Below are 25,616 nucleotides of genomic sequence, written 5' to 3'. Positions count from 1 at the left end.
TTGACCGTCAGAGCCTCACCGTCACCCCCACCTGGAAACCACGCCCCGGCAACGGCGCGATGTACTTCAACGGCGAGTTGTGCGGGCGTGCTTCTTCATTGAGCAGATTGCTGCCGTTGACGAACACCTCCATGCCGGCGATGTAGCTGTTGCGTACCGGCAGCTCACGGCTGACCTGCAGGTCGACCAGGTTGAAGGCATCCAGTGGCACTTCCTCGCTGACGTTGCGGCCGAGGTACTTCTGCGTGTCGTAGTAGGTGCTGGACAGCTGCGCCTTCCACCCCTCGCGTTGCCACTGCAGATTGGCGCCGTAGCGGTTGGTCGGCATGTTCGGCAGGTACTCGCCGTCGTTGTGGGCACGCAGCGAATCGGGGTGATCGGCCTTGTTCTTCACCAGGTCGGCGAAGGCGGAGATGTTCAACGTGCCATAGCGGCCAAGGTCCAGAGCCTGCGATGCGTCGATCTCGAAGCCCTTCACCGTGGTGTCGGTCTGCTTCCAGTATTTCAGCGGCAAGCGGTTGGCGGTCTGCAGGCCCGAGTAACCCAGGTACAGATAGTTCTCGTACTTCATCCGATACGCGGTGGCCGACAGTTCGAACCCTCCGATATGCAACAGTCCGGTCAGCTCCAGGTTTTTCGCGCGCTCTGGCTCGAGGTTCTGGTTGCCTTCTTCCTGGGTCATCACCGAGTAGTGCGCGTTGCTCGCATACAACTCATTGATCTCCGGTGCGCGCTGCGAGGACGAGTAGCGCACCTTGGCGGCGAACAACGGACCGAGCTCGACATACGAACCCAGGCCGTAGCTGTTGAGCCGGTAGGAACGATCCTGCAGTTTCGTGTTGGCGGCATTGCGCGCGGTCTTGAAGCGGCTCGGCTGCAGTTCGTGGTCGACACGCTCGTGGCGCAGGCCAGCGTCGAAACTGGCCCAGCCGTAGTCCAGCGTCTCCTTCAGGAACACTGCATTGCTGCGGGTGTCGACGTCAGGCAGGTAGCGCAGCGAGCCGCTGCCGGTGACATCACGCGACTGGTGGCTGTAACCGAGCAGGCCGCCGAGCGGACCGACGCGCTGATGGCTGAGCAGCAGCTCGGCCTGGGTGCTCTCGAAATCGTAGTCGTTGGCCCGGGAGGCACCCAGCCGTTCGCCCGAGGTGTTGTCCAGCTTCGAAACACGCAGTTCGGCGCGCTCGAACCACGGCAGCGGGTCGCGCAACAGGGCTTCCAGTGCGTAGCGTTCCTGCTTGATCACCACGCCCACCGGCAATGCGTTGGCGTAGTTGGAACCGAACGACAGGTTCTGCATCGAGAACCCGGGCACGCCGTATTCGCTGTCCTTGGCATCGATGCTGACACCCACGTAACCACGGTCGAAGAACAGGGTCGACCCGAACGCCACCTGCGAATTGCGCGCGTAACTGTTGGCCAACCGGTGATGGTAATCGGGCGTCACATCATTGTTGATCTGCTTCTGTACGTACGACGGCGTGCCGGCGACATAGGCCGGATTGACCGGATTGATATAGGTACGGCGTTGCCAGAACGAAGTCGGGTTGTTGGTGTAGAACGAGAAATCACCATCGGCCCAGTCCGGGTTCTCGGTCATGAACTGGTCGATGTAAGGTTGCGAGGCCTTGTTGTAGATCTGCTGGACGCGCGCCTCCTTCTGGCAGCTGTCGGCCAGCGCCGAGTTGACGCCGCCGGTCGGCGGAAACAGTCGGGTGTTGCAGACACTGGCCTTGCTGTTGCCGGGGATGTCGTAGTGCGAGATGCGCTGCCGAGAGACCTGCAGGTTGGTCGAGAGGTTGCGCTGGTTGTTGAAGTTCATGCGGAAGCCCTGCGCGTCGGCGGCATTGAAGCCCTTGCGCAGGACCAGTTCCATCGACTGGTCCTTGTCTTCCATGCTGCGCGACATCAGGCCCGGATCGATCTCCACGCTGCCTCCGATCGCATTGCCGCCGTAGCGCACGGTGTCGGAGGACTTGTTGACGGTCACACTGCGTACGAACAGCGGATCGAACGGAATGTTGATGTCGCCGCTGATCGCGTTCATGCCGAGGATGGACTGGCCGTCCTGCAGGATCTGCACGCGGTTGCCGCTGAGGCTGCGGATGACCGGAGCGCCCGCGTTTGGCCCGAAGGCGCTGCTCTGCACGCCGGAGACGTGTTCGAGCAGGCCGCCGAGGGTGCGGTTCTGCGCCTGTGGATTGTCGACAGTGACCCGGCTGTCGGTACGGGAGGGCTGGCTGGCCTGGACCTGGAGGGTGGGGAGGGTGGGTTCGTCCGCGGCCTGGGCGGTGTGGACGGCGAACAGAATGGCAGCAGCAAGCAGATGGCGACGCATGACACGCTCCGTGAAGATTACGTGAAATGTTATAATGTAACTATTGCGGGCAAACAAGGGCGTTTTGGCTCTAGTCGCGAGGCCGAACACACGGGAGGCGCGAATGAGGTTGCCGGCCGTTCAGCGCTCTGCCTTGTGCGGGGCGCCGATGCTGTGCACGATCCGGATGCTGCGCCCCACAGCGCTTCACGCAGCATCTTCTTCACGGAAACGGAGCAACGTATGAAGCTGCTGTCCGCTGTGTTGTTGTCTGCGCTTTCGCTGGCCGCCGTTCCGGCGCTGGCCGTGGAGGCTTCGCCTTCACCGCTGCTGGGGCGCTGGTCGCTGGATATCGCCACGTCTGCGCTACCCGAAGCGCAGCGCCCGAAGCATGTGGTACTTGAGTTCAAGGATGCCGGTGGTGGTCGTTGGAGTTCACACGTGGACATCGTGCTGCACGATGGCAAGACCATGAAATCCGACGGCACGCTGGCGCTCGACGGTACGCCGGGGCCCCTGTCCGGCACCTACGGCGCGGACAAGGCCAACCTGAAACTGCCGGCGCCGAACACCCTGGTGATGCAGCTGGTGGACCACGGTACGCCGGCCTCCACCCGTATCTACACCGTGGCCGGTGATCAGGCGACCATGACCGAGACCAAGGCGTTCTACGGTCACGACGGGACGCCGATCCTGCAGACCAACCTGTTCAAACGGATACCGTAGCGGCGCCGCCTGAGCCATGCCCACGGGAAGGGAATCTGCGGGCATGGCACCGGCAGCCTTACACCGCGGCCGGGTCGCGCTTGCCGGTGTCGATGCCGTACCTGTCGATGGCCTCCTGCATCCGCGCGCGCTCGATGAGGCCTTCGTCGGCCAGCGACTTCAGGGCGGCCAGCACGATGAAGTGGCGATCCACTTCGAAGAAGGTGCGCAGCGACTCACGCGTGTCGGAACGGCCGAAGCCATCGGTGCCCAGCGCGATGAAACGGCGGTCGTTGAGGAAGGGACGGATCTGGTCGCCGACGATCTTCATGTAGTCGGTGGCCACCACCACCGGGCCATCATGGCCCTGCAGGCACTCCTGCACGTAGGGTACGCGCGGTTCCTCAGCCGGGTGCAGCAGGTTCCAGCGTTCGGCAGCCAGGCCATCGCGGCGCAGTTCGGTCAGGCTGGTCGCGCTCCAGACATCGCTGGCGATGCCGAAGTCCTGCAGCAGCAGTTTCGCCGCGGCTTCCACCTCGCGCAGGATCGAACCGCTGCCCATCAGCTGCACGCGTGATTGCGAGGCGGCATCGGCGGCTGCCGGGTGCAGCAGATACAGGCCCTTCAGGATGCCCGCTTCCACGCCCTCCGGCAGTGCCGGCTGCGGATAGTTCTCGTTGAGCACGGTGATGTAGTAGTAGATGTCTTCCTGGTCGACATACATGCGGCGCAGGCCGTCATGGATGATCACCGCCAGCTCGTAGTTGTAGGTCGGGTCGTAGGACACGCAGCTGGGAATCACCGACGACAGCACGTGGCTGTGGCCGTCATCGTGCTGCAGGCCTTCGCCCATCAGTGTGGTGCGGCCGGAGGTGGCACCCAGCAGGAATCCACGGGTGCGCGCATCGGCGGCGGCCCAGGCCAGGTCACCGACGCGCTGCAGGCCGAACATCGAGTAGAAGATGTAGAACGGGATCGTCGCCAGGCCGTGGTTGCTGTAGGCGGTACCGGCCGCGATCCACGAGCAGATCGCACCGGATTCATTGATGCCTTCCTGCAGGATCTGGCCGTCCTTGGCTTCCTTGTAATAGCTCAGCTGGCCGGCGTCCTGCGGGGTGTACAGCTGACCCAGGTAGGAGTGGATGCCGATCTGGCGGAACAGGCCTTCCATGCCGAAGGTGCGCGATTCATCGGGCACGATCGGAATCACCAGCTTGCCCAGTTCCGGGTCCTTCAGCAGGCGGGTGAGGATGCGCACGAAGCCCATGGTGGTGGACTGGCCGCGATCGCCGCTCCCCTGCAGCAGGGTGTTGAAGATCGACAGCGGCGGCAGCGGCAGCGGATCGACCTTGGCCAGGCGCGCCGGCAGCTGCCCGCCCTGGATGCGGCGGCGCTCGGCGAAGTAGGCCGCTTCGGCGCTGCCCGGTTCCGGGCGCAGATAGGGCATCTCCTCCAGCTGCTCGTCGCTAACCGGCAGGTTGAAGCGGTCACGGAAGGCGCGCACCGCATCGGCGCTCATCTTCTTCAGCTGGTGGTTGATGTTCTGGCCTTCGCCGGCTTCGCCCATGCCGAAACCCTTGACCGTCTTGGCCAGGATCACCGTCGGCCGGCCGCGGGTGTTCACCGCCTGCTGGTAGGCGGCGTACACCTTCTGCGGATCGTGGCCACCACGTGCCAGCGCCCAGATGTCGTCGTCGCTCATGTGCGCGACCAGCTCCAGCAGCTCGGGGTAGCGGCCGAAGAAATGCTCGCGCACGTAGGCGCCGCTCTGCGACTTGAAGGTCTGATAGGCGCCGTCCACGCATTCCATCATGCGCTGGCGCAGCAGGCCGCTGTGGTCGCGGGCCAGCAGGTCGTCCCAGCCACTGCCCCAGATCAGCTTGATCACGTTCCAGCCGGCCGCGCGGAAGGTGCCTTCCAGTTCCTGGATGACCTTGGCGTTGCCGCGTACCGGACCGTCCAGGCGCTGCAGGTTGCAGTTGACCACGAACACGATGTTGTCCAGCCGTTCGCGGCCAGCCAGGGAAATTGCCGCCAGCGATTCGGGCTGGTCCATTTCGCCGTCGCCGAGGAAGGCCCAGACCTTGCGGCCCTGGTGTTGTTTCAGACCACGGTATTCCAGGTAGCGCATGTAGCGTGCCTGGTAGGCGGCGGTCAGCGGGCCCAGTCCCATCGACACGGTGGGGAACTGCCAGAACTCCGGCATCAGGCGTGGGTGTGGATACGAGGACAGGCCTTCGCGACCGGCTTCGCGGCGGAAGTTGTCCATCCGTGCCGGATCGATGCGGCCTTCCACGTATGCGCGGCCGTAGATGCCCGGCGCCGAATGGCCCTGGATGTAGATCATGTCGCCGTCGAAGGTATCGGTGCGGCCACGGAAGAAGTGATCGAAGCCGACGTCGTACAGCACTGCCGCGGACTGGTAGGTAGCGATGTGGCCGCCGACATTGGAATGTTTGCCGGCACGCAGCACCGTCACCATCGCGTTCCAGCGGATCATCGCGTTCAGGCGGCGCTCGATGGCCAGGTCACCCGGGTAGGCCGGCTGGCGCTCGGGCGGGATGGTGTTGACGTAGGCGGTCCAGGCACGGGTATGCAGGTCGCCGTGCTGCCGGGCGTCCAGATCGCTCAGCTGGTCGATCAGGTAGTGCGCGCGCGGCCGGCCGCCGGCCTGCATCACCGCCTCCAGCGATTCACGCCACTCCTGGGTTTCCAGTGGATCGGTATCGAAGGGAATGAGGGCTTGGTTCATGGCTGTCTCCAGAGGGCGTCGGTCGGAGGTCTGCCTGGGCGACAACACCGGCAGGGCGCACAGCACTGGAGCGGGGTCGCAATGGCGGGCGCCGTGACGCGAAGGGCGACCGTGGCGGCCACCGAGAAGACAAGCGTAGGCCTGCCCCCCACGCTTCGGTAGGCGGGCGGGGCTTGGGTCTCTGGCAAGCAAGGGTTGGCGCCGCGCGCCTTATCATGGGCCGATGCGCTGGGTGCGGCCGCTGATCAGGCCGGGGACAGCCCAGGCAGGAACACCGGGATGATCGCCACGCCGATGCCCAGCAGGCACCAGGCGACGATGGGCAGCCAGCGCGCCAGGCGTTGGGCGGGTTCCGGTGCACGACGGCCGCCGATCCACAGCAGCAGCGTGAGCACACCTAGCGCATAGGCGAGGACGACGACTACCGGATGCACATGGATGACCCGGCTGGGCGGCCACATCTGCTGCTGGTAGGCGGTGGTGTGGGCGACCAGCAGCAGGAACAGCAGGCTGCTGAGGGTGTTGATGGCGGTGCGTGCGTTGATGGGAGCACTCCTTGTGCGGGCTGCCGGGACAGTGCAGGGGCCGCATTCTAGCGGCTGCCCGCCGGTCGTTGAAACGCCACTGTCATCGATGGCGGTCACCCTGCGGGGCTTTCCAGCCTCGGGGTGGTTGGCCGGCCGTGAACAGCGTGAGGATCTGGGAGAAGAGCTACCAACTGCGGCGCCGGCTGCTGCGTGGCTTCTTCCTGCGTCGCGGTTCGGCCAGCGAGGATGCCGAAGACCTGGCGCAGGAGGTCTACCTGCGCCTGCTGCGCAGCACCGGCGAAGATGCCGATGCGGTCGAGAACCCGGAAGCCTACCTATTCACCGTGGCGGCCAACCTGGCGCGTGAGCATGCGCGCGCGCGGTCGTCGCTGCCGCCGCTGGAAGACGTCGACCTGCTGGCCGAAGTGCTGAAAAGCGAAGAAGACATCGAAGGTGATTTCGAGCGTGCGCAGCGCTGGAACGATATCCGCAGCACCATCGCACGACTGCCGGCAACCACGCGGCGGGTGATGGAGCTGCACTACCGCGACGGACTGGACTGCCCGGCAATCAGCCAGCAGCTGCAGGTGTCGGTGCACATGGTGCGCAAGCACATCGGCAAGGGGCTGGAGGCCTGCAGGAAGGCGCTGGGCGCCAGGGAGCTCACATGAACCGGACCTCATCGCCCGTGGCCGACGACACGATCGCCTGCGAGGCCATGGACTGGTTCCTGCGCAATCGCGAGGGGCCATTGGATGAGGCCGGGCGCCTCGCGTTCCTGGACTGGATGAAGCGCTCGCCGGAGCACGTGCGCGCCTACATGCACGCCCTTGCCTTGCACCGGCAGGTGGGCGAGGCGCTGCAATCGCCGTTGCCTGACGACGCGGCGGTTCCACCGCGGCAGGTCGCCGCCAAGGTGGTGCCGCTGTTCGGTAGCGTGCACGCGCCGCCGCGCGCTGTGCCGCGTCGCGGTCGTGCGCGCTGGTGGGTGGCGGCTGCCGCAGCCTGTATCACCCTGCTCGGCGTGGGCCTGGTTCCGCAGGTGATGCCCACCGAGCAGCTTTACAGTGCCGGACAGGGTGAACTTCGCGACCTGGTGCTGCCCGACCAGACCCAGGTGCGGCTCAACGCGGACAGCCGCCTGCGGGTACGCATAGGCTGGTTCAGCCGCAAGGTGGAGCTGCTGCAGGGTGAGGCCACATTCGACATCGCCCGCGACCGCCGTCCGTTCGAGGTGGCGGTGAACGGCCTGGAGATCCGCGACATCGGCACGGTGTTCGATGTATCGCGACGGCTGCAGAGCACGCGCATCGGCGTTGTCTCCGGCGAGGTGGAGGTATGGAGCCAGGGTGCGGACCCCCGGCGTCTTGCGCAGCTGGGCGAAGGCCGGGTGGTGCAGGTCGACGCGGGCAGCCATGCGGTCGAGTCCTTGGACCTGCCATTGTCGATGCTGCTGGATTGGCAGCAGCGCAAGGTGTCCTTCCTGGATGAGCGGCTGGACGAGGTGGCCGCTGCCTTCAACCGGCACAACCAGGTGCAGGTCCGCGTGCTGGACGAAGGCGCGGCATCGGCACGGTTGTCGGGCAGTCTCGATGCGCATCGCATCGGTGCGCTGCAGGCCTTCCTCGAACGCGACCCGCGTTTCGTGGTGAGGCGCGAAGGCGACACCGTGCGGGTTGGCAGTCGCTGAGGCCGACATGGCCGTGGACTGTCAGAAAGAATTCATCGAATCCGCGTTCTCCACTTCGGTGGATGCGGGCTCTTACTTGGGAGAAGCCGCTGTCGAGCCACGCAGCGGCGCCTGCTGCCTTCTCTCTTCCAAGGACCCGTGATGCGCAACACGCTCTACCTGTCAATCATCCTCGCCCTGTCTCCCTGCAGCGTGCCGCTGGCCTTCGCCGCCGGTGCCGATGGCCTGGAGGCGCGTGTATCCACGCCGATCGCGGCGCAGCCGTTGGCGCGTGCGCTGGAGCAGTTGTCGCGCAGTTCCGGGGTGCAGTTCCTGTACTCGGCCGGCGGTGATGCCCGCATGGCCGGTGCGGTGCCGCGCGGTGCCACCGTCAGGCAGGCGCTGGACGCGCTGCTGGCCGGTACCGGCCTGGGGTACACCGTGGTGGATGGCAATGTCATCGCCATCGATCCGGCGCCAGCACGCAACCAACCGAAGCCGGCCGCGCCGAAGCCGCGCGAGGCCGAGGCAATGGTGGCGCCGACCCTGGACACGGTGAAGGTGATTGCTGCACATGAGGTCATCGACCAGAAGAAGAGCTCACCGGTGATCAAGGATTCGGTGGTGTATGACGAGATGGACAGCTACGGCGACGAGACCTTGGCCGAGAGCCTGATGGCCGCTCCAGGCCTGAGTGCGGTGGAGGATGCCGGTGAGCCACGTTACGTGACCGTGCGCGGCGTACAGGCCAACCTCAACTACACCACCATCGATGGCATCGCGATTGCCAGCGTGGGGGGCAGTGGCTCCGGCGAGCGCATGAACAACCTGCAGCTGATTCCCAGCGACATCGGCACCCGTACCGACATCTACAAGAGCTTCAGTGCGGAGCAGGCACCGGATGCGATCGGCGGCGTGATCGACATCATCAGCCGCAGTGCCTTCGACCGGTCCGGCAAGTACGTGTTTGCCGATGTGGCAGGCATCTATTCCACTGCCGAGACCAACGTCGAGCGCAGCGCTGGCGGCAATCACGAGACCCTGGGCCATTTCGGCAAGAGCGCCAAGATGGTGTTCTCCAACCAGTTCGGCGCCGACCAGGAATTCGGCATCGTTGCGGTGGCACGCTATGAGCAGCGTTCACGCAACAGCGTCAAGCGCTGGGTGGAGTCGAACTACTACTACAACGACGCTGGAAAATACCTCACCGACGGTACCACCGGTCCGGACGAGGCCAAGGGCTGGAACGGGCTGCGTGCGCCTGGCAACTTCAGCACCGGCACCTACACCAACTTCATCACCAACTTCGGTGGCTCCGCCAAGCTTGAGTGGAAGCCCTCGGATGATCCGTTCTACGCATCGTTGCTGCTGTATTCGTACCGGTTCTACGAGAACTCGACGATGAACAAGACGGATCTGTACGGCAACGCCAAGTTTCCGGTCCGCAACCAGACCGAAGACAGCGGCACCACCCAGATCAACAGCATCTACATCAAGAACCGCCACGACCGCTGGGACCGCAGCAACCGTGGCGCCATCGCCAGCTTCAACTGGGACATCGGCGACCGTTCGCGGCTGACCCTGCGCGGCGGCCATACCGAAGAGACCTTCCACAACAGCCAGGTCTACTGGGGCGTGCGCGCCTACCCGAGCAATCTGTTCGTCGACTACGAGAACGACAGCCACGGTTTCCCCAACGCGGTGGCCGTTTCCGATTCCAGCCTGCTGACCAGTTCCGCATTCAAGCTCAATCCGGCGCAGGCCTACGTCTCCCCGCGCGATGCCAAGGAGAGCATCGACAACCTGCGCGCCGACTTCAGCTACAACATCGACGCCGATGCGAGAGGTTTCGGCCTCGCCGCCGGCGCCGAGTACCGCCACCTGAAAATCTGGCAGGACATCGACTTCGACTACTTCAAGAGCAGCGCCACGCTCAACGACTACCTGTATCCGGGTTCGACACTGCTGGGCAGCGTGCCCGGCTTCCCGCTGATCGAAAACCGCAAGTGGACCGAGGAACTGCTGCCGAAACTGGACAGCAACAATGCGGCGTATCCGAATGCCAACTTCACCAGCGACTACAAGTACGTGGAGGACATCACCAATGCCTATGTATCCGCGCACTACGCCTGGGACCGGCTGCTGCTGATCGGCGGCCTGCGCTACGACCACACCCGCTTCGATGCCTACAGTCCGTTCAGCGATGATGGCGGCGCTACGTATACCTCTGCGTTCCGCAACACGAGCGGTGGCTACAACAACCTGCTGCCCTCGTTGAACGCAACCTTCAAGCTCACCGAGGACCAGCGCCTGCGCTTCTCCGCCAGCCGCACGCTGGGCCGGCCGACGCCGAGCAACATCGCCCAGGCCACCAGCACCAGCTGTGGCGATGACGAGGAGGGCAGGGGCTTCTGCACCATCAAGCAGGGCAATGCCGATCTGCAGCCGCGCCGTTCCACCAACATCGACCTTGCATGGGACCTGTACTTCAACGGCAACAACGGCCTGGTCTCGGTGGCGTTGTTCGACAAGGTGATCAAGGACGACATCTACACCCTGACCACCTTCGAGAACGTGGGTGATACCCGCTATCGGGTCACCCAGCCGATGAACACCGATGAGTCGAAGCTGCGCGGTGTCGAGTTCGCGGTGGCCAACCGCAACCTGCAGTGGGGCCGCCAGCGCTTCGACATGTACTTCAACGCCACGCGGCTGGAAGGGCAGACCGACTACCGCATCAGTGATGGCACCGCGCGCCGCCTGGATCGCCTGCTGTACCAGCCGGACTGGTCGCTCAATGGTTCGGTGATCTGGCGCATGCCGTGGAGGAGCGCGCAGCTGCGCCTTTCCGGAACCTACCGCAGCCGGATGCTGGTCGACTTCGGTGACACCGAATGGCTGGATTCGTACTACGACCCGTACATGACGTTCAACATGGCCTTCAGCCACAAGGTCGGCAGGCACGTGACGCTGAAGTACGAAGCCAAGAACCTGTTCAACACCCAGCCAACCTACAGCACCGGCCCGAACGGGCGTTTCCGAACCGAGATCGACGACTACGGCCGCTTCTTCTACTTCCACATCATCTACAACTGAGGGCAGCGCCGTGGATACGATCAATCGCAGGCGATTCCTGGCCCTGGCCGGCCTGTCTGCTGCCGGCGCCTGGATGGGCACGGCACACGCGCTGGCCGCGCAGGCCGATGCTTCCGCGCTGAACCCGCGCAACCTGCTGGCCAAGCCGCGCTTTGCCAGCACACCCTTCACCCTGGGCGTGGCCTCGGGTGATCCCTCGACCGATGGCATGGTGCTGTGGACGCGCCTGGCGACCGAACCGCTGATGTTCGGCGGTGGCATGCCGACCCGGCCGATGCTGGTCCAGTGGCAACTGGCAGCAGACGAAGGCATGCGCAAGGTGGTACGCCAGGGTTCGGCAATGGCGCATCCCGAACTCGGCCATGCCGTGCACGTGGAGCTGGACGGATTGGCGCCCGGACGGCCCTACTGGTACCGCTTCACCGTAGGCGGCCACGCCAGTGCGGTCGGTTGTACCCGCACGCTGCCCGCAGCCACGGCCGCAGTGGATCGTGTGCGTTTTGCGGTTGCCGGTTGCCAGCACTACGAAGAAGGCCACTACACCGCGTGGCGGCGTATCGCCGAGGAACGGCTGGATTTCGTCTTCCACTACGGTGATTACATCTACGAAGGCGAAAGCCAGCCGGGCCTGCGGAAGATGAACGGCCAGCCGTTCACCAACCTGCGCAACCACGTCGGCCCGCAGATCTACACGCTGGATGATTACCGCCGCCGGTACGCCCAGTACAAGAGCGATGCCGACCTGCAGGCCGCGCATGCGGCGGCACCGTGGTTCGTCACCTTTGACGACCATGAAGTGGACAACAACTGGGCCGGCGCAGAAGACCAGGATGACACACCCAGCGAAGTATTCCTGCTGCGCCGCGCACAGGCGTTCCAAGCCTACTACGAGAACATGCCGTTGCGCCGTTCGGCATTCCCGCGCGATGGCCACATGCAGATGTACCGGCGCGCACGCTACGGCACGCTGATGGACCTGCACCTGCTCGACACCCGCCAATACCGCAGCAAGCAGGTGAACATGGCGCTGCGTGAGCAGGTGGAATCTCCGGAGCGCAGCATTGTGGGGGCGAAGCAGGAGCGCTGGCTGTTCGACGGCCTGGCCGATGCTGCACCACGCTGGCACACGATCGCCCACCAGGTCGCACTGGGCAACTACATGCGCGAGAAGGACGGCATGGTGCAGTCGTCCGACGACCAGTGGTCAGGCTATCTGGACAGCCGCCGGCGGCTGCTTGACCACATCCAGAAGGTGGGCTTCGGCAACGTGGTGACCGCCTGTGGCGACGCGCATCGCCACTATGCCAGCGATCTGGTGCAGGACCACCGTGACTCGGGCGTGATCTCCAGTGAGTTCCTCGCCACCTCGATCACTTCCGGTGCCGACGGCCAGGGCGTGGACGCGTATGCCAGGAACCAGCTTGCGCACAGCCCCTACCTGAAGGCGACCACCGACAAGCGTGGCTACGTGCTGTGCGATGTCACCCGCGATGCGTGGATCGGCGACATGAAGACGCTGGATACCGTGATGCAGCCGAATGGCGCGGTGCAGAGCTGGAAGCGCTATGCGGTGGAGCACGGCCGGCCGGGGCTGCAGGAGGCCTGAATCTACCGGTCTACCCTGTAGAGCCGAGCCCATGCTCGGCTGCTCTTCGATAGCTGACCGGGAAAGCAGCCGAGCATCGGCTTGGCTCTACAGAGATCCTTCAATCGTGCTCGAACCGCAATGGCTCGCTGCCCATCGCCGGATCACTGGTGCCGGGGCGCCCATCCTCGGCGCGGCCGGCCAGGCGCAGGGCACTGTCGCCCGCACCGACGAGCAGGTCGTACCAGCCTGCGGTGGGCGTTGCGTCCCACGCCAACGCGGTCTCTGCATGTGCGGGCAGCACCAGCGTCTGCTCGGGCATATGCCCGGCATAGGCGCCCGGCTGCACACGCACCTGCTGCGCGCTGTCACGCAGATTGCGCAGGCGGAGCCGCAGTTGGCCATCCGCACGATCGGTTGAAGCCTGCACGGCAGGACCCGTGGCCGCTCCCTGGAAGTGGCGATGGAAGCCGTTCGGGCCCAGCAGCCACAGGTCATAGCGACCCTGGGCGTCCAGCGGCCAGCGCTCGCGCAGCGGCATGCCCGGCAGCAGCGTGTAGCGGCGTGGCACCGCATCCAGCCGCAGCCGATCGTAGACATGCAGCACTGCTGCTGCGCCTTCGCAGGACAGCGCCAGATCCACGCCCGAGGCGTCCACCGCAGCGATCGATGCCTGCGGCCGATAGGGCAGGGCGCGCGCCGGGCGTACACCGCTTTCCTGTTTCGCTGGCTTCAGCCCCTCTGGCAGCGTTGGCACGGTGCGCCCCGGCAATGCAGCGGCGCGTGCGGCCACCGCGCTCACGTCGGGCAGGCCGCGTACGAACGGGCGGGTATCGCGCTGGGCGAAGTCGAAGGCGTTGCTGAGGTCGCCGCAGACCGCGCGGCGCCACGGCGAGATGTCCGGTGCGGCCACACCGAAGCGACGTTCGATCAACCGTATGACCGAGGTGTGGTCGTACACCTGCGAATCGACCCAGCCACCGCGGCTCCACGGCGAGATGACGTACAGCGGCACGCGCGGGCCGAGGCCATACGGACGTCCGCGCAGCTCGGCAGCATCGTACTTTTCGTCGCCCGGAGCGGGATGACGGTGATACTCGCCCTCGGTACTGACCGACGAGGCACCTGCCCATCCACCGTTCACCGGTGAGGGAGGGGCCGGTGGCGGCATGTGGTCGAAGAAGCCGTCGTTCTCGTCGAACATCAGCAACAGCGCGGTGCGGCTCCACACCTCTGGATCAGCGGTCAGCGCGTCCAGCACGCGCGCGGTATAGGCCGCGCCCTGGGCCGGGCTGGACGGGCCGGGATGCTCGCTGCCGGCTGCATCGGCGATGATGAAGCTGACCTGCGGCAGGCGCCCACCGGTCACGTCCTGGCGCAGCTGCGCCAGGCCACGCGTGCTGACCCCGCGTGCGCGCAGCTGCGGGTCATGCCCCGGCGCAGCGCGATGGGCCTGGCGGAATGCCTCGAAGCCGGCCAGCGGATTGTCAGTGAAGTTGTCGGCCATGTCCTGGTAGATCTGCCAGGACACGCCGGCGTTCTGCAGGCGCTCGACATAGCTGGTCCAGCGGTACGACGCCGGATGCCCGCCGTGTTCGGGGAAGTTGTCATGCGAGTTGGCGATTACCGGGCCACCGGCACGGGCCTGTGCATCGTTGTGGCCGGTCCACAGGAACACCCGGTTCGGGTTGGTGCCGGCCTGCATGGCGCAGTGGTACGCATCGCAGATCGTGAAGGCATCGGCCAGCGCGAACTGGAACGGCAGGTCGCTGCGCTGGAAGTAGCCCATCGAGTGGTTCTGCTTGGCCTTCGGCCATTGCCCCATGCGGCCGTGGTCCCAGGCGCGCTGCGCATCGGGCCAGGTATGCGGCGTGCCTTCCACGCGCATGTAGCCGAAGTGCGCGGCGGTATCCAGCGGGAACGGCGCGATCGCCCGCGTGCCGCTGGCATCGGGCTGCAGCCACAGGCTGCGGGTGCGGCCACCGGCTTGCAGCGCGGTGGCCGGGGCGACGAACCGATCACCGAAGCCACGTACCCCCGGCAGCGTGCCGAAGTAGTGGTCGAACGAACGGTTCTCCTGCATGAACACCACGATGTGCTGCAGGTCTTCGAGGCTGCGCGTCTGCGCGGCGGGGGCGATCGCTGCGGCCCGTGCGATGCTGGGCAGCAGCGGGGCAAGGCCGGCGGCAACGCCGGCCTGCAACAACCGGCGTCGGCCGATATCGGTCACGGGCTCACTCACAGGTCCACGCGGAAGGAGATGCCGACGGTGCGCGGAGCGCCGATGAAGGCGTTGTCGCGGCCGTCCACCCCTGCAAGATACCGCTTGTCGGTGAGATTGCTCACCACCAGGTTGGCACCCATGCCCTTCAGGCGCGGCGACAGCTCCTGCAGGTCGAAGCCGATGTTGGCGTTGAACACGGTGGCCGAGGGCAGCGTGTTGACGTTGGCGGCATCAAGGTAGCGCGTGCCCAGGTAACGGCCGGACAGGCCGAAGTTCCAGTTCTCGCCCTGCCAGTCCGCCGACAGGACGAGGGTCTGTTCGGGCTGGCCGACCACCTTGGCGCCGTCGACGATGCCCAGCTGGGTATCACGCGCGGCATTGCCGCTGCCCAGGTACTTGGAGCGGTTGTAGGTGTAGGCCGCGTTGATCCGCCAGCCATTGTTCCACCCATAGCCGAACGCGGCTTCCAGGCCGTTGCTTTCCACGCCGCCGAAGTTCTCGTAGACACCATCGGTCTCGCCCAGGTAGTCGATGCCACTGACGAAGCCCGCCGGCAGATAGACGATGCGGTTGTCGAACTTGATGTTGTAAAGCGTGACCGAGGCGGTCAGCGGCCAGCGGCTGATGCGCATGCCCACTTCAATGTTGTCGGCGGTTTCGGGCTCGACGTTGCGGAAGCGCTGCGGGTCGGTCTCGCCAAGCACGCCGGAGGGGATGGCGGCGAAGTTCTGCGAGAAGCCGGCGAACAGCTCCATGCCTTCCACACCCGGTGCCCAGGTGACGCCGGTGGACAACAGTGGATCGGACCTGGAATCGGATTTGACGTGCTCGCTGGCACCGATCACGCGGCGGCGCGACTGGTCGACGAAGAATTGCTTCACGCCCAGGCGGGCACTGAACGGCCCGAAGCGGGCCACGTCCTCGACGTAGTACATCTGCTCATCAACCTTGTACTTGTCCTCGAACTGCACCCAGTACGGCTGATGGTCGAAGGCGATGTCCTGGCCGACGTTGAGCAGGCGGTGCCAGTCACGGCGTGCCGAACGGTCCAGCTTCTCCACCCACAGGCCGCCACGGATGGTGTTGTCGATCGCACCGAAGGTCTGCCGCCATTCGACGTCGGCGGTCACGCCCATGCGGTCGTTGTCGTAGTGGGTGTGGCGGTAGGACTGCGCGCCCAGCACGTTGCCCGCGTAGCAGTTCGGATCGTACTCGGCGGTGAAGCCCAGGCGCGGGGTGCAGCCGGCCAGGCGCTGCGCGGCGCTGCCATCGGGATTGACGAAGAAGATCTGGCCACGGTTGCTGCCGCCGTACACGGTTTTGCCACCGAGATATTCCGATTCGGGGTGGCCCGCACCCTCATCGCTGACCTGCGCCAGGTAGGGTGGAAGCCAGTCGCCACGACCTTGCATGCGGTGCCCGTAGGCGGCCACCGAGGCCTTGAACCCGTTGCCGCCGTCGAAGGCCGCACGCAGGTAACCGAAGGTGTTCTCGCGCAGCGCGCGCGAGCCCGAACGGAAGTTCTGGTCCAGATAGGGAATGCCGGTGAGGGTGCCGACCAGGTTGTCGCGATCCGGATTGGTGGCAAAGCCCTTCGGAGAGACGCTGGTGTATTCCGGCTCGTCGGCATCGTTGTAGGACAGGTAGCCGGTTAGGGTCCAGCGATCCAGTTCGGTGATGAACTTGCCGGCGATGTGGTCGTTGCTGGCGTGGCCGGTGCCGTCGATCCAGTCGTGCACCTTCGACGAGGAGGCGCTGATCCACGCGCGGGTGTGGCCGCCGAGCAGGCCGGTGTCGTAGCGCACGTAGTACTTGCGCGCCTCGTTGTCACCGGCACCGACCACGAAGCGCAGGCGGCTGTCTTGCAGCGGGTCGCTGGTAAGGAAGTTGAGCGTGCCTCCCAGTGCTTCGTTCGAGCGCGAGGAGATGTCAGCGGTGCCCTGGCTGACTTCCACCGTCTCCAGGTCGAGGGTGTCGATGTAGCGGTTGGCCAGCGAGCCGCCACCGTAACCTGAGCCGCCGTTGGGCAGGCCGTCGATGGTGGTGCCGATCTGCTGGGTATCACGATTGGTGACGAAACCGCGCATGCTGATCTGCGTGCCCCACACCGACGAGCCGGTGGCGTCGGCCTCGCTGACCACCACGCCGGGTACTTCGTTCAGCGCATCGTTGACGCTGCTCATCACCGTCTGCCGGTTCAGTGTTTCTGCGCGCACCGACGTCTTGGCGTAGCTGGTGGCCTGGCCGATCACCTGTACCTGGTCCAGGGTACGGGCATCACTGCTGCGCGCTTCGGTCGTCTCGCCCTGCGGTGCTTCGGCCAGGGCGTCCAGTGCGGGGGCGATCAGCACGGCAAGCAGCGAGACACGGGGAAAACGCGCAAACGTTCGCATTGAAACCGGACCTTCAGGGGAGGGAAGCCCCGGAGTGTCGGCAGCGCCCATGACATCGGCATGACGCGGCGAAGCAGGAACCGTGTTGTGTGACGGCCGGTTCCAATGGCCTCTGCTCAGTACCGCGCGTCCTTGGGTTTCGGGTCGCGCGGCCAGTCCTTGGCCTTGTTGGCGAAGTCCGGGCGTGGCTGGTTGATGAAGTAGCTGGCGATGTCCACCGCATCCTGGTCGGGCATCACCTGCTGGCCCAGTGGCGGTTCACGGGTCACTGCCGGCGGCATGTTGTGCTTGACGAAGCCGGCGGCCTTGTACAGGCGCGCCATGCCGGCGCCGATGTTGAAGCTGTGGTCGCCCCATAGCGGCGGGAACGCGATGTCACCGCTGGCGTCGCGCCGGCCTTCGCCATTGTCGCCATGGCAGGCAGCGCACTGCACGGCGTACAGCGCCTGGCCACGGATAGGGTCCGGGACCAGCGTGCTGTCGATGGGCCCCTCACTGGGGGCAGCCACCCTTGCACCCACTGGCACAGGGCTGCTCAGCCACGCCATGTAGTCGAGCATCGCACGCATCTGCGGCGAGTCCTTCGGCAGCGGCTTGCCGTTCATTGAACGCTGCAGGCAGCCATTGATGCGCTCGGTCAGGCCGATCACCTTGCCCGGGCGCGGCATGTAGCGCGGATAGGCACCGCCGCCGGTGTTGAAGTAGTGATTGCCGAACGGCCGCTTGCCTTCGGCCATGTGGCACGAGTTGCAGTTCAGATCGTTGCCGACGTTGTCCGGCAGCAGCCGTGCGGTCTCGTTGAGGAGGCGGCGGCCGAGCGTCACCGACTCGGCATTGCCGAGCCCGGCGATTTCTTCGGCGCTGGGTGCACGGTAGTGGCCGACCACCTTGCCCTGTGCATCGAGGATATCGATCGTGCTGGCCACGGCGGCATCCAGGTCCGGGTACAGATGACGGTAAGCGAGGGTACCGGCGCCGGCCAGCAGCACGAGGGTGATCGCACTGCCGATCAGCAGGCGGGAGCGTTTGCGCGAACGTTTCATCGTGCGGCCTCCTGCGGAACGTAGTGCACCGGCTTGTCGCGCACCACCCTGCGCATGCGCGCCACGTCGACCTCGCTCACTGCGCTGGCCTGATTGCCCCAGCTGCTGCGGATGAAGGTCAGGATCTGTGCCAGCTGCGCGTTCGGCAGCTGTTCGAAGCCGGGCATGGTGAAGGCCATGCGGTCGTGCGGGGTATGCGGCGTGCGGCCACCGATCAGGGTCACCTGCACCAGCGAGCTGGGATCGTCAGCGAACACGATCGAGTTGCCGGCCAGGGCCGGATAGACGCGCGGCATGCCGCGCCCGTCGGCGCGGTGGCAGGCCTGGCAGTGCTCGGCATAGGCCAGCGAACCGGCCACGCGGTAGTCGCCGCTGCGCAGTGCGGCGGTGGTCGTGTCGCTGCCGGGCGACCACTGTGCGCTGCGTCCTTCGCGGGCGGGCAGCTGCTTCAGGTAGCGGGCCATCGCCAGCAGGTCAGCGTCGGACAGGTACTGCGTGCTGTGCTCGACCACGTCGGCCATGCCACCGAAGGCCGCCGACCGATCGGTGCGTCCGGTGCGCAGGAAGTCGACGATCTCGCCCTCGCTCCAGCTGGCCAGGCCGCTCGCTTCATTGCGCAGGTTCTTCGCATACCAGCCTTCCAGCACCGAGCCGGACAGGAACTGGCGGCTGCCATCGTCGGCCATTGCCTTTTCCTGGAACGCCAACCCGCGTGGCGTGTGGCAGGCGCCGCAGTGGGCCAGGCCTTCCACCAGTTCGGCGCCGCGCTGCTGGCTGGCATCCAGCGACGGATCCGGGTTGAACGTGCGCGGGCGTGCGAACAGCAGCTGCCACCAGGCCAATGGCCAGCGCATGTTTGCCGGCCACGGGATGGTGCTGTCGGCGTTGTTCTGCTTCACCGGTTGCACCGAGCCCATGAAGTAGGCGTACAGCGCCTTGATCTCGGCGTCGCTGGCGATCACGTACGAGGCGTACGGCATGGCCGGATACAACGGCTGGCCATCGTGACGGATGCCGCGACGTACCGCGCGCTCGAAGTCGGCGTAGTCGTAGGCACCAATGCCGGTGTCCGGATCGGGCGTGATGTTGGTCGAGTAGATCGTGCCCATCGGCGTCTGCATGCCGAGGCCACCGGCGAACGGCTTGCCACCCGGTGCGGTGTGGCAGGCCGCGCAGTCTGCGGCGCGCGACAGGTATTGTCCCTGCGCGATCAATGCCGGATCGTGGATGTCGACCTGCGCGGCCTGTCGCGGTGCGAACCAGTAGGGCGTGGTGCGGGCGACGCCGTAGGCGGCGGCCAGCGTGGCGACCAGGGCAATGGCGAGCTTGAACGAGGTGCGCATGGCGGCACTGTGGGCAATCGTGCCGGCGTATTCATTGATCCGGATCAATGCCGAGGTCAATCGCGCCATTGTGACAACCTGAATCGATCCCGGATTGTCATCAAGCCGTCATCCGCGCGCGATAGATGGTCCACGCCCGCGTCGCTAACCTGCCACGCTGTCGCACCCATCCTCGATTGCCCATGAAGCGCCTGCTGCTGTTGTTGCTGGCGTGCGCCGGCCTGTGGCTGGCTGCATGCTCCTCCTCGCTCAATGCCTCGTCCACCTCGCTCGCCGATCGGCTGATCGCGCCAGGTGGCGTGTCGACCCTGCTCGATCGCCCGCGCATCGCCGCGGCCATCGCCGAACTGCCCAACCGCCATGGCTTCGCGCCGGGCCGCGATGGCGTGCCGATCTTCTGGCGTGTGTTTGATCCGGGCGATTACGGCGCGCGTTACCACTACCTGCCGCAGCGCCACGAGAACGGCCTGCCGCTGGATACCGGTCTGAGCCTGGCGGTACCGCGGCCGTTCCGCGCGCAGGCACCGCGCGGTACCGTGGTGCTGCTGCACGGCTGGATGATGAACGGCGATTCGATGTTGCCGTGGTCGCTACAGTTGGCTGAATCCGGCTACCGCGTGGTCACGCTCGACCTGCGCAATCATGGCCAGTCCGGTGCGGGGCCGTCCGGCTATGGCACTTACGAATCTGACGATGTGGTCGATGTGATCGGCGAGCTGCGCGCACGCGGTGAAGTGACCGGCCCGCTGTACCTGTTCGGCGTATCCTACGGCGCCGCCACGGCAGTGTTCACCGCCGACAAGCTGGGCGATCAGATAGCAGGCGTGGTGGCGATGGAGTCTTTCGCCAACGCCGGCGTGGCCATCCGCACGATGATCCCGCACCTGATGAGGCTGCAGCCGGAAGGCCTGAAGGCGCAGGCGATGGCGTCGTATGCGCGCTGGCGCTACGGCAGCCAGGACATCAACCAGGTGATCGCCGACGCCAGCCGTCGCATCGACGTCGATCTGGACCGCGTCGACGTCGCGCGTGCGCTGGCCGATACCCGCGCCTGCGTGCTGCTGCTGCACGGGCAGGGCGATCAGCACATACCCGTCAGCCAGGGCCGCGAACTGGCCCAGGCCAACCCGCGCGCGCACTACATCGAGATGCGCGGCGAAGACCATATCACCCTGCCGCTGCGGCTGGATCTGCTGGCCGGAGTGGTTGACGACTGGATGGCGCGCGACGAGCACCACCCGCAGAGCGCATGTCCGGCGCCGCAGCTGCCGGCCCAGGCCGAATGGCTGGCACACGGCTGAAAAAGGGGACGGAGGGGATTAAGTCGTTTGCAGCACACCCGTGGCAGATGCGACTTAATCCCCTCCGTCCCCTTTTTTTGTCAGGCCACGCGTCGGGCCAGTGAGCGGGCGGAGGCAGCTACGCCCAGCAGCAGTACGGCTACGCACAGGAAGGCAAAGCCGAGGCTGGTGGCATGCGCCACTGCGCCGATCGCCGCCGGGCCGGCGAGGATGCCGGCGTAACCCAGTGTGGTCACTGCAGTGATGGCGATGCTCTCCGGCATCACCCGCTGCTGGCCGGCCATCGAGAACAGTGCCGGCACGATGTTGGCGCAGCCCAGCCCGACCAGCACATAGCCCGCCAGCGCCACCGGGAATGAGGGCACCAGCGTGGCCAGGGTGAAGCCTGCTGCGGAGGTGATGCCGCCGAAGACCAGGGTGCGGGTGCGGCCGAGGCGCTCGACGATGCCGTCGCCGAACAGGCGCATCGCGGTCATCGCCAGGGTGAACAACGCGAAGCCGGCGCCGGCCTGGTCACGCGGCACCTGCCGCACTTCGGCCAGGAACACCGCGCTCCAGTCCAGCATCGAGCCCTCGGCGAGGAACACCACGAACGCCAGCACGCCGATGAACAGCACCACGCCGTGCGGCAGTGCCAGCAGTGGGCCTTCGTGCAGGATCCGTTGCGGGCGCCAGTGCGGCGCCGACAGCACCGCGACCAGCAGCAGTGCCGCCACCGAAACCAGCGCGGCCAGCCACAGCGGTGTACCCAGGATCAGCAGGCCGGTCATGCAGCCGGCGCCGACGAAGCCACCGATGCTGTAGAAGGCGTGGAAGCCGGACATCATCGCGCGCCCGGCGTCGCGCTCGACCGCGACCGCCTGCATGTTCATCGCACAATCCAGCGCACCGACGCCGGCGCCGAACACGAACAGCGCCGCGCCCAGTGCCACCGGCGAAGGCGCCAGCACCAGCAGGGGCAGGGCGCACAGCATCATCGCGCAGGTGATCACCATCACCCGGCGGCAGCCCAGTCGCCCGGTCAGCGCACCCGCCAACGGCATCGCCAGCAGTGAGCCGAGCCCGAGGCACAGCAGCACGGCGCCGAGGCTGGCGTCGGACAGTCCGGCCTTGGCCTTGGCGTAGGGCACCATGGGCGCCCACGCGGCGGTGGCGAATCCGGGAATGAAGAAGGCGGCGCGGGTGGCGTGCTGCTGGGCACGTGGGGATGAAGGCGTCATGCGCGATGCGAAGCTCCAAGGGACGTTTATGGAAACGTTTTCAGGTCGGCTCGGCAAGTGCCATGCGCGACATCGGGCGACGCATACGATTGCAGTGACCCGATTGCGTCACCAGCGATTAACGCCACGCGCGGACAGTGGCTGCACGGTCTGCATTCCGCCGGCCGCTGCCGGAGACCTGTACATGAGCACGACACCGACCATCCTCCTCGTCCACGGCTTCTGGGGCGGGGCCGCACATTGGGCCAAGGTGATCCTGGAACTGCATCGCAACGGCCACGACCGTGTGCAGGCGGTGGAACTGCCGCTGACCTCGCTGGCCGACGACGCAGGGCGCACCCGGAAAATGATCCGGCAGATCGACGGGCCGGTGCTGCTGGTCGGCCACTCCTACGGCGGTGCGGTGATCAGCCAAGCCGGTAACGAGCCCAACGTGAAGGGCTTGGTTTACATCGCTGCCTTCGCGCCTGATGCCGGCGAGAGCCCGGGTGGCATCACCCAGCAGCACCTGCCGGAGGCGGCGCCGAATCTGGCACCGGACAGCGATGGCTACCTCTGGCTGCGTGCGGACAAGTTCCATGAGAGCTTCTGCCAGGACCTGAGTGCCGACGAGGGCCGGGTGATGGCGGTGACCCAGAAGGCGCCGCTGGCCAGCACTTTCGGCGACACGGTCAGCGATCCGGCGTGGAAGCACCGGCCGAGCTGGTACCAGCTGTCCCGCCACGACCGCATGATCGCGCCGGAAAACCAGAAAGCCATGGCCGCAAGAATGCAGCCCAAGCGCCTGCTGGAGCTGGATGCCAGCCATGCCTCGCTGGCCTCGCAGCCGAAGGAAGTGACCGCGCTGATCCTGGAGGCCTGCGCCGCCATCGGTGGGTAACACTCCTCCTGTAGCACGCCTGGCGCAGGCCGGGCTCTACGAAAAGGCCCCCGATGCTCAGCAGCATCGAGGGCCTTGTGGTTACAGCGGCAGGTCGAACACCAGCACTTCGGCATCGTTGCCGTTTTCCAGCGTCAATTGGGCTTCGTCGCTGACCTGCAGTGCATCGCCGGCTTCCAGGGTGATGCCGTTGACCTGCAGCTGGCCACGCGCCACCTGCACATAGGCGCCACGACCGTTGCCGAGGGCGTGATGCAGCTTCTGGCCGCCATCAAGAATGGTGGCGAAGATGCGGGCATCCTGGTGGATGCGCAGCGAACCGTCGGCACCGTCAGGCGAGGCGATCAGGCGCAGCTGGCCGCGCTTGGCCTCCGGCGAGAAGTGGGTCTCCTCGTAGGACGGCGTGATGTTCTCGGTGTCCGGGAAGATCCAGATCTGCAGGAAGTGCACGGTCTCGTCGGCCGAGTGGTTGAATTCGCTGTGGGTGACGCCGCTGCCGGCGCTCATGCGCTGCACGTCGCCATAGCGCAGCACCGAACCGGTGCCCATCGAGTCCTTGTGTTCCAGCGCACCGCCCAGCACGTAGGAGATGATTTCCATGTTGCTGTGGCCGTGGGTGCCGAAGCCCTGGCCGCCGATCACCTTGTCTTCGTTGATCACCCGCAGCGGGCCGAAGCTGACGTAGCGGGGGTCATAGTAGTTGGCGAAGGAGAAGGTATGGCGCGAGGACAGCCAGCCATGCTCGGCCAGGCCACGGGTAGCGCTCTTGCGGATCTGCAGCATGATGGAATCTCCTTGTTCGATGGTTTCGATGGGGCGGGGGGACCGGTAGCCGCTGTGTTTCCCCGTTGGAGAGAAGTATCCGCTTGCGCCCGGGGTTTTAAAAACGGATAGTTTTGACAGCCATCATCGAAAAATTCGAATGCTCAAGCTCAGCCTCGATGCCCTGCAGATCCTGGATGCCATCGACCGCCGCGGCTCGTTTGCGGGCGCTGGCAAGGCGCTGCACAAGGTGCCCTCGACCATCTCCTACACCGTGGCCAAGCTGGAGGAGGACCTGGGCGTGCAGCTGTTCGACCGGGTTGGCCCGCGCGCCGAGCTGACCGCAGCTGGCCGCGCGCTGCTGGACGAGGGTCGGCACCTGCTGCGTGCAGCCCGCGAGCTGGAACTGCGGGTGCGCCGGGTGGCGTCGGGCTGGGAGACCGAGCTGACGCTGGCGGTGGACTCGGTGTTTCCGACCTGGCTGCTCGGCCCGGACATCGCCGCGTTTCGTGAGGCCGAGGCACCGACCCGGCTGCGATTGATCGGCGAGGCCCTGTCCGGCACCTGGGAGGCCCTGCTGGACCGCCGTGCCGACCTGCTGGTCGGCGCGCCGGGCGAGGGCCCCAGCGGCGGTGGCTACGTCGTCGAGCCGCTGGGTACGGTGGCGTTCGTATTCGCGGTCGCGCCCGAACATCCGTTGGCCAACGTGCCTGGCGTGCTGGGTCGCGAGCAGCTGGTCGAGCACTGCGCGATCGCGGTCTCCGATTCGGCACGACGGCTGCTGCCGCGCACGGTGGGCCTGTTGATGGGGCAGGAGATGCTGACGGTGCCTGACATGGCCAGCAAGCTGAAACTGCAGTGCGAAGGCGTGGGCTTCGGTTTCCTGCCCGAGCCGTGCGCGCGCGCTGCGGTGGCGCGTGGCCAGCTGGTGATCCGCGAGGTGGAGGAGCACAAGCCGGAAGAGACCTTCTGGCTGGCCTGGCGCACCGGCGAGGACGGCGCCGCACTGCGTTGGTGGCGCGAGCGCTTGCGCAGGCCGGAGCTTTTGTCGCAGTGGTGGCAGGCAATGGCCAAGGGGTAGGGTTTGGCAGGGCTGCGCCCTGCACCCGCCGAGGCCAAAGCAACAGCAACAGCGTGCATTCCGTGAGATGGCGGGGTGGGTCCGGTTGCGGGGGCCGCTGCAAGTACGTCCATGTAAGCTCGGTCGCCGCATCCATGCGGCTCACGCCCCCGCAACCGGACCCACCCCGCCTTCGACAGATTTCCACGATCTGCCGGAACGGCATGAGCTGCTCCTGGTAGGTGTCGACCTTGGTCGACACGGTAGATCCACGCCATGCGTGGATGCTCTTCGATCAATTATCGAAATACTCGAACTCGATGGAGATTCATCCACGCATGGCGTGGATCCATCAGATCGCGGAAATCTGTCAGAGGTGGGGCGGCATGGGCAGGCAGGACCGTTGGCGGCATGGATGCCGCCATCGAGCCCCCATGGATGGGTTTACGGCGTGTCCTGCCTGTCCATGCCGCCCCGCCAACCCACGGAACACCAGCTGTTGCTGTTGCTGTTGCTTCGGCCATAGCTGTTGCTTCGGCGGGTGCAGGGCGCAGCCCTGCCGAAAAACACACATAAAAAAACAGCAGGCCGAGGCCTGCTGTTTCGGTGTAATGGTGCGCCCGGAGAGATTCGAACTCCCGACCGCCTGGTTCGTAGCCAGGTACTCTATCCAACTGAGCTACGGGCGCCAATTACATAAACTTGTTGTGTTGACTGTGTATGGTGCGCCCGGAGAGAT

At 65.9% G+C, this 25,616-nt stretch carries 17 protein-coding genes and 1 tRNA gene; 8 read left to right on the top strand and 10 right to left on the bottom strand.

Annotated features, from left to right (window positions below; genetic code table 11):
* Positions 1 to 7: 7 nt before the first annotated feature.
* Positions 8 to 2,338, bottom strand: coding sequence for a TonB-dependent receptor (locus BN1263_RS05630; protein ID WP_058980114.1), 2,331 nt, complete (start codon positions 2,336 to 2,338; stop codon positions 8 to 10).
* A 222-nt stretch (positions 2,339 to 2,560) separates the two neighbouring features.
* Here BN1263_RS05630 and BN1263_RS05625 point away from each other — a divergent pair, with 222 nt between their 5' ends.
* Entirely contained in the window at positions 2,561 to 3,043 is a 483-nt protein-coding gene (locus BN1263_RS05625) for a hypothetical protein (RefSeq protein ID WP_058980112.1), read from the top strand.
* 58 nt (positions 3,044 to 3,101) lie between these two features.
* Here BN1263_RS05625 and aceE read toward each other — a convergent pair whose 3' ends face one another.
* A complete protein-coding gene (gene aceE, locus BN1263_RS05620) occupies positions 3,102 to 5,774 on the bottom strand; it encodes a pyruvate dehydrogenase (acetyl-transferring), homodimeric type (protein WP_058980111.1) in 2,673 nt (890 codons plus the stop codon).
* Positions 5,775 to 6,019: 245 nt separating this feature from the next.
* Positions 6,020 to 6,418 carry a hypothetical protein gene (locus tag BN1263_RS05615; protein WP_058980110.1) on the bottom strand — a complete coding sequence of 133 codons (399 nt, stop codon included), beginning with the start codon at positions 6,416 to 6,418 and terminating at the stop codon, positions 6,020 to 6,022.
* A 38-nt stretch (positions 6,419 to 6,456) separates the two neighbouring features.
* Here BN1263_RS05615 and BN1263_RS05610 point away from each other — a divergent pair, with 38 nt between their 5' ends.
* The 4 genes from BN1263_RS05610 to BN1263_RS05595 all read left to right on the top strand — a co-directional run bounded on the left by BN1263_RS05610 (position 6,457) and on the right by BN1263_RS05595 (position 12,672).
* On the top strand, positions 6,457 to 6,972 hold the full coding sequence (locus BN1263_RS05610; RefSeq protein ID WP_058980109.1) for an RNA polymerase sigma factor: 516 nt from the start codon (positions 6,457 to 6,459) through the stop codon (positions 6,970 to 6,972).
* On the top strand, positions 6,969 to 7,991 hold the full coding sequence (locus BN1263_RS05605) for a FecR family protein (protein ID WP_058980106.1): 1,023 nt from the start codon (positions 6,969 to 6,971) through the stop codon (positions 7,989 to 7,991). The genes BN1263_RS05610 and BN1263_RS05605 overlap by 4 nt, the downstream gene beginning before the upstream one ends.
* Positions 7,992 to 8,132: 141 nt before the next feature.
* Complete coding sequence (locus BN1263_RS05600; protein WP_058980103.1) at positions 8,133 to 11,066, top strand: TonB-dependent receptor; 2,934 nt, start codon at positions 8,133 to 8,135, stop codon at positions 11,064 to 11,066.
* 10 nt (positions 11,067 to 11,076) lie between these two features.
* Entirely contained in the window at positions 11,077 to 12,672 is a 1,596-nt protein-coding gene (locus BN1263_RS05595) for an alkaline phosphatase D family protein (RefSeq protein WP_058980101.1), read from the top strand.
* A gap of 100 nt (positions 12,673 to 12,772) precedes the next feature.
* Here BN1263_RS05595 and BN1263_RS05590 read toward each other — a convergent pair whose 3' ends face one another.
* From BN1263_RS05590 to BN1263_RS05575, 4 genes are all read right to left on the bottom strand, one after another.
* Positions 12,773 to 14,881 (bottom strand): phosphocholine-specific phospholipase C, encoded by a 2,109-nt coding sequence (locus tag BN1263_RS05590; protein ID WP_058980099.1) that lies wholly within the window; start codon positions 14,879 to 14,881, stop codon positions 12,773 to 12,775.
* 8 nt (positions 14,882 to 14,889) lie between these two features.
* Complete coding sequence (locus BN1263_RS05585) at positions 14,890 to 17,268, bottom strand: TonB-dependent receptor (protein WP_058980097.1); 2,379 nt, start codon at positions 17,266 to 17,268, stop codon at positions 14,890 to 14,892.
* A 116-nt stretch (positions 17,269 to 17,384) separates the two neighbouring features.
* Positions 17,385 to 18,311 carry a c-type cytochrome gene (locus BN1263_RS05580; protein ID WP_058980096.1) on the bottom strand — a complete coding sequence of 309 codons (927 nt, stop codon included), beginning with the start codon at positions 18,309 to 18,311 and terminating at the stop codon, positions 17,385 to 17,387.
* Positions 18,308 to 19,654 carry a c-type cytochrome gene (locus tag BN1263_RS05575; protein ID WP_058980169.1) on the bottom strand — a complete coding sequence of 449 codons (1,347 nt, stop codon included), beginning with the start codon at positions 19,652 to 19,654 and terminating at the stop codon, positions 18,308 to 18,310. The genes BN1263_RS05580 and BN1263_RS05575 overlap by 4 nt, the downstream gene beginning before the upstream one ends.
* A 182-nt stretch (positions 19,655 to 19,836) precedes the next feature.
* Between BN1263_RS05575 and BN1263_RS05570 the strand changes: the two genes are divergently transcribed.
* On the top strand, positions 19,837 to 20,955 hold the full coding sequence (locus tag BN1263_RS05570; protein ID WP_058980093.1) for an alpha/beta hydrolase: 1,119 nt from the start codon (positions 19,837 to 19,839) through the stop codon (positions 20,953 to 20,955).
* Between the two features lie 80 nt (positions 20,956 to 21,035).
* Here the strand turns inward: BN1263_RS05570 and BN1263_RS05565 are convergent, their stop codons facing one another.
* The gene (locus BN1263_RS05565) at positions 21,036 to 22,175 is read right to left on the bottom strand and encodes an MFS transporter (protein WP_058980091.1); all 1,140 of its coding nucleotides are present in this window, start codon (positions 22,173 to 22,175) and stop codon (positions 21,036 to 21,038) included.
* 184 nt (positions 22,176 to 22,359) lie between these two features.
* Here BN1263_RS05565 and BN1263_RS05560 point away from each other — a divergent pair, with 184 nt between their 5' ends.
* Positions 22,360 to 23,055 carry an alpha/beta hydrolase gene (locus BN1263_RS05560; protein WP_058980089.1) on the top strand — a complete coding sequence of 232 codons (696 nt, stop codon included), beginning with the start codon at positions 22,360 to 22,362 and terminating at the stop codon, positions 23,053 to 23,055.
* Between the two features lie 81 nt (positions 23,056 to 23,136).
* Here the strand turns inward: BN1263_RS05560 and BN1263_RS05555 are convergent, their stop codons facing one another.
* Entirely contained in the window at positions 23,137 to 23,838 is a 702-nt protein-coding gene (locus tag BN1263_RS05555) for a pirin family protein (protein WP_058980087.1), read from the bottom strand.
* Between the two features lie 139 nt (positions 23,839 to 23,977).
* Here BN1263_RS05555 and BN1263_RS05550 point away from each other — a divergent pair, with 139 nt between their 5' ends.
* Positions 23,978 to 24,898 (top strand): LysR family transcriptional regulator, encoded by a 921-nt coding sequence (locus BN1263_RS05550; RefSeq protein ID WP_058980086.1) that lies wholly within the window; start codon positions 23,978 to 23,980, stop codon positions 24,896 to 24,898.
* 591 nt (positions 24,899 to 25,489) lie between these two features.
* Here the strand turns inward: BN1263_RS05550 and BN1263_RS05545 are convergent.
* Positions 25,490 to 25,566 (bottom strand) — tRNA-Arg (locus tag BN1263_RS05545).
* Positions 25,567 to 25,616: the final 50 nt, after the last annotated feature.

The organism is Stenotrophomonas thermophila, from assembly GCF_001499715.1.
Classification (GTDB): domain Bacteria; phylum Pseudomonadota; class Gammaproteobacteria; order Xanthomonadales; family Xanthomonadaceae; genus Stenotrophomonas; species Stenotrophomonas hibiscicola.
This window is presented reverse-complemented; position numbering and strand designations above follow the sequence as displayed.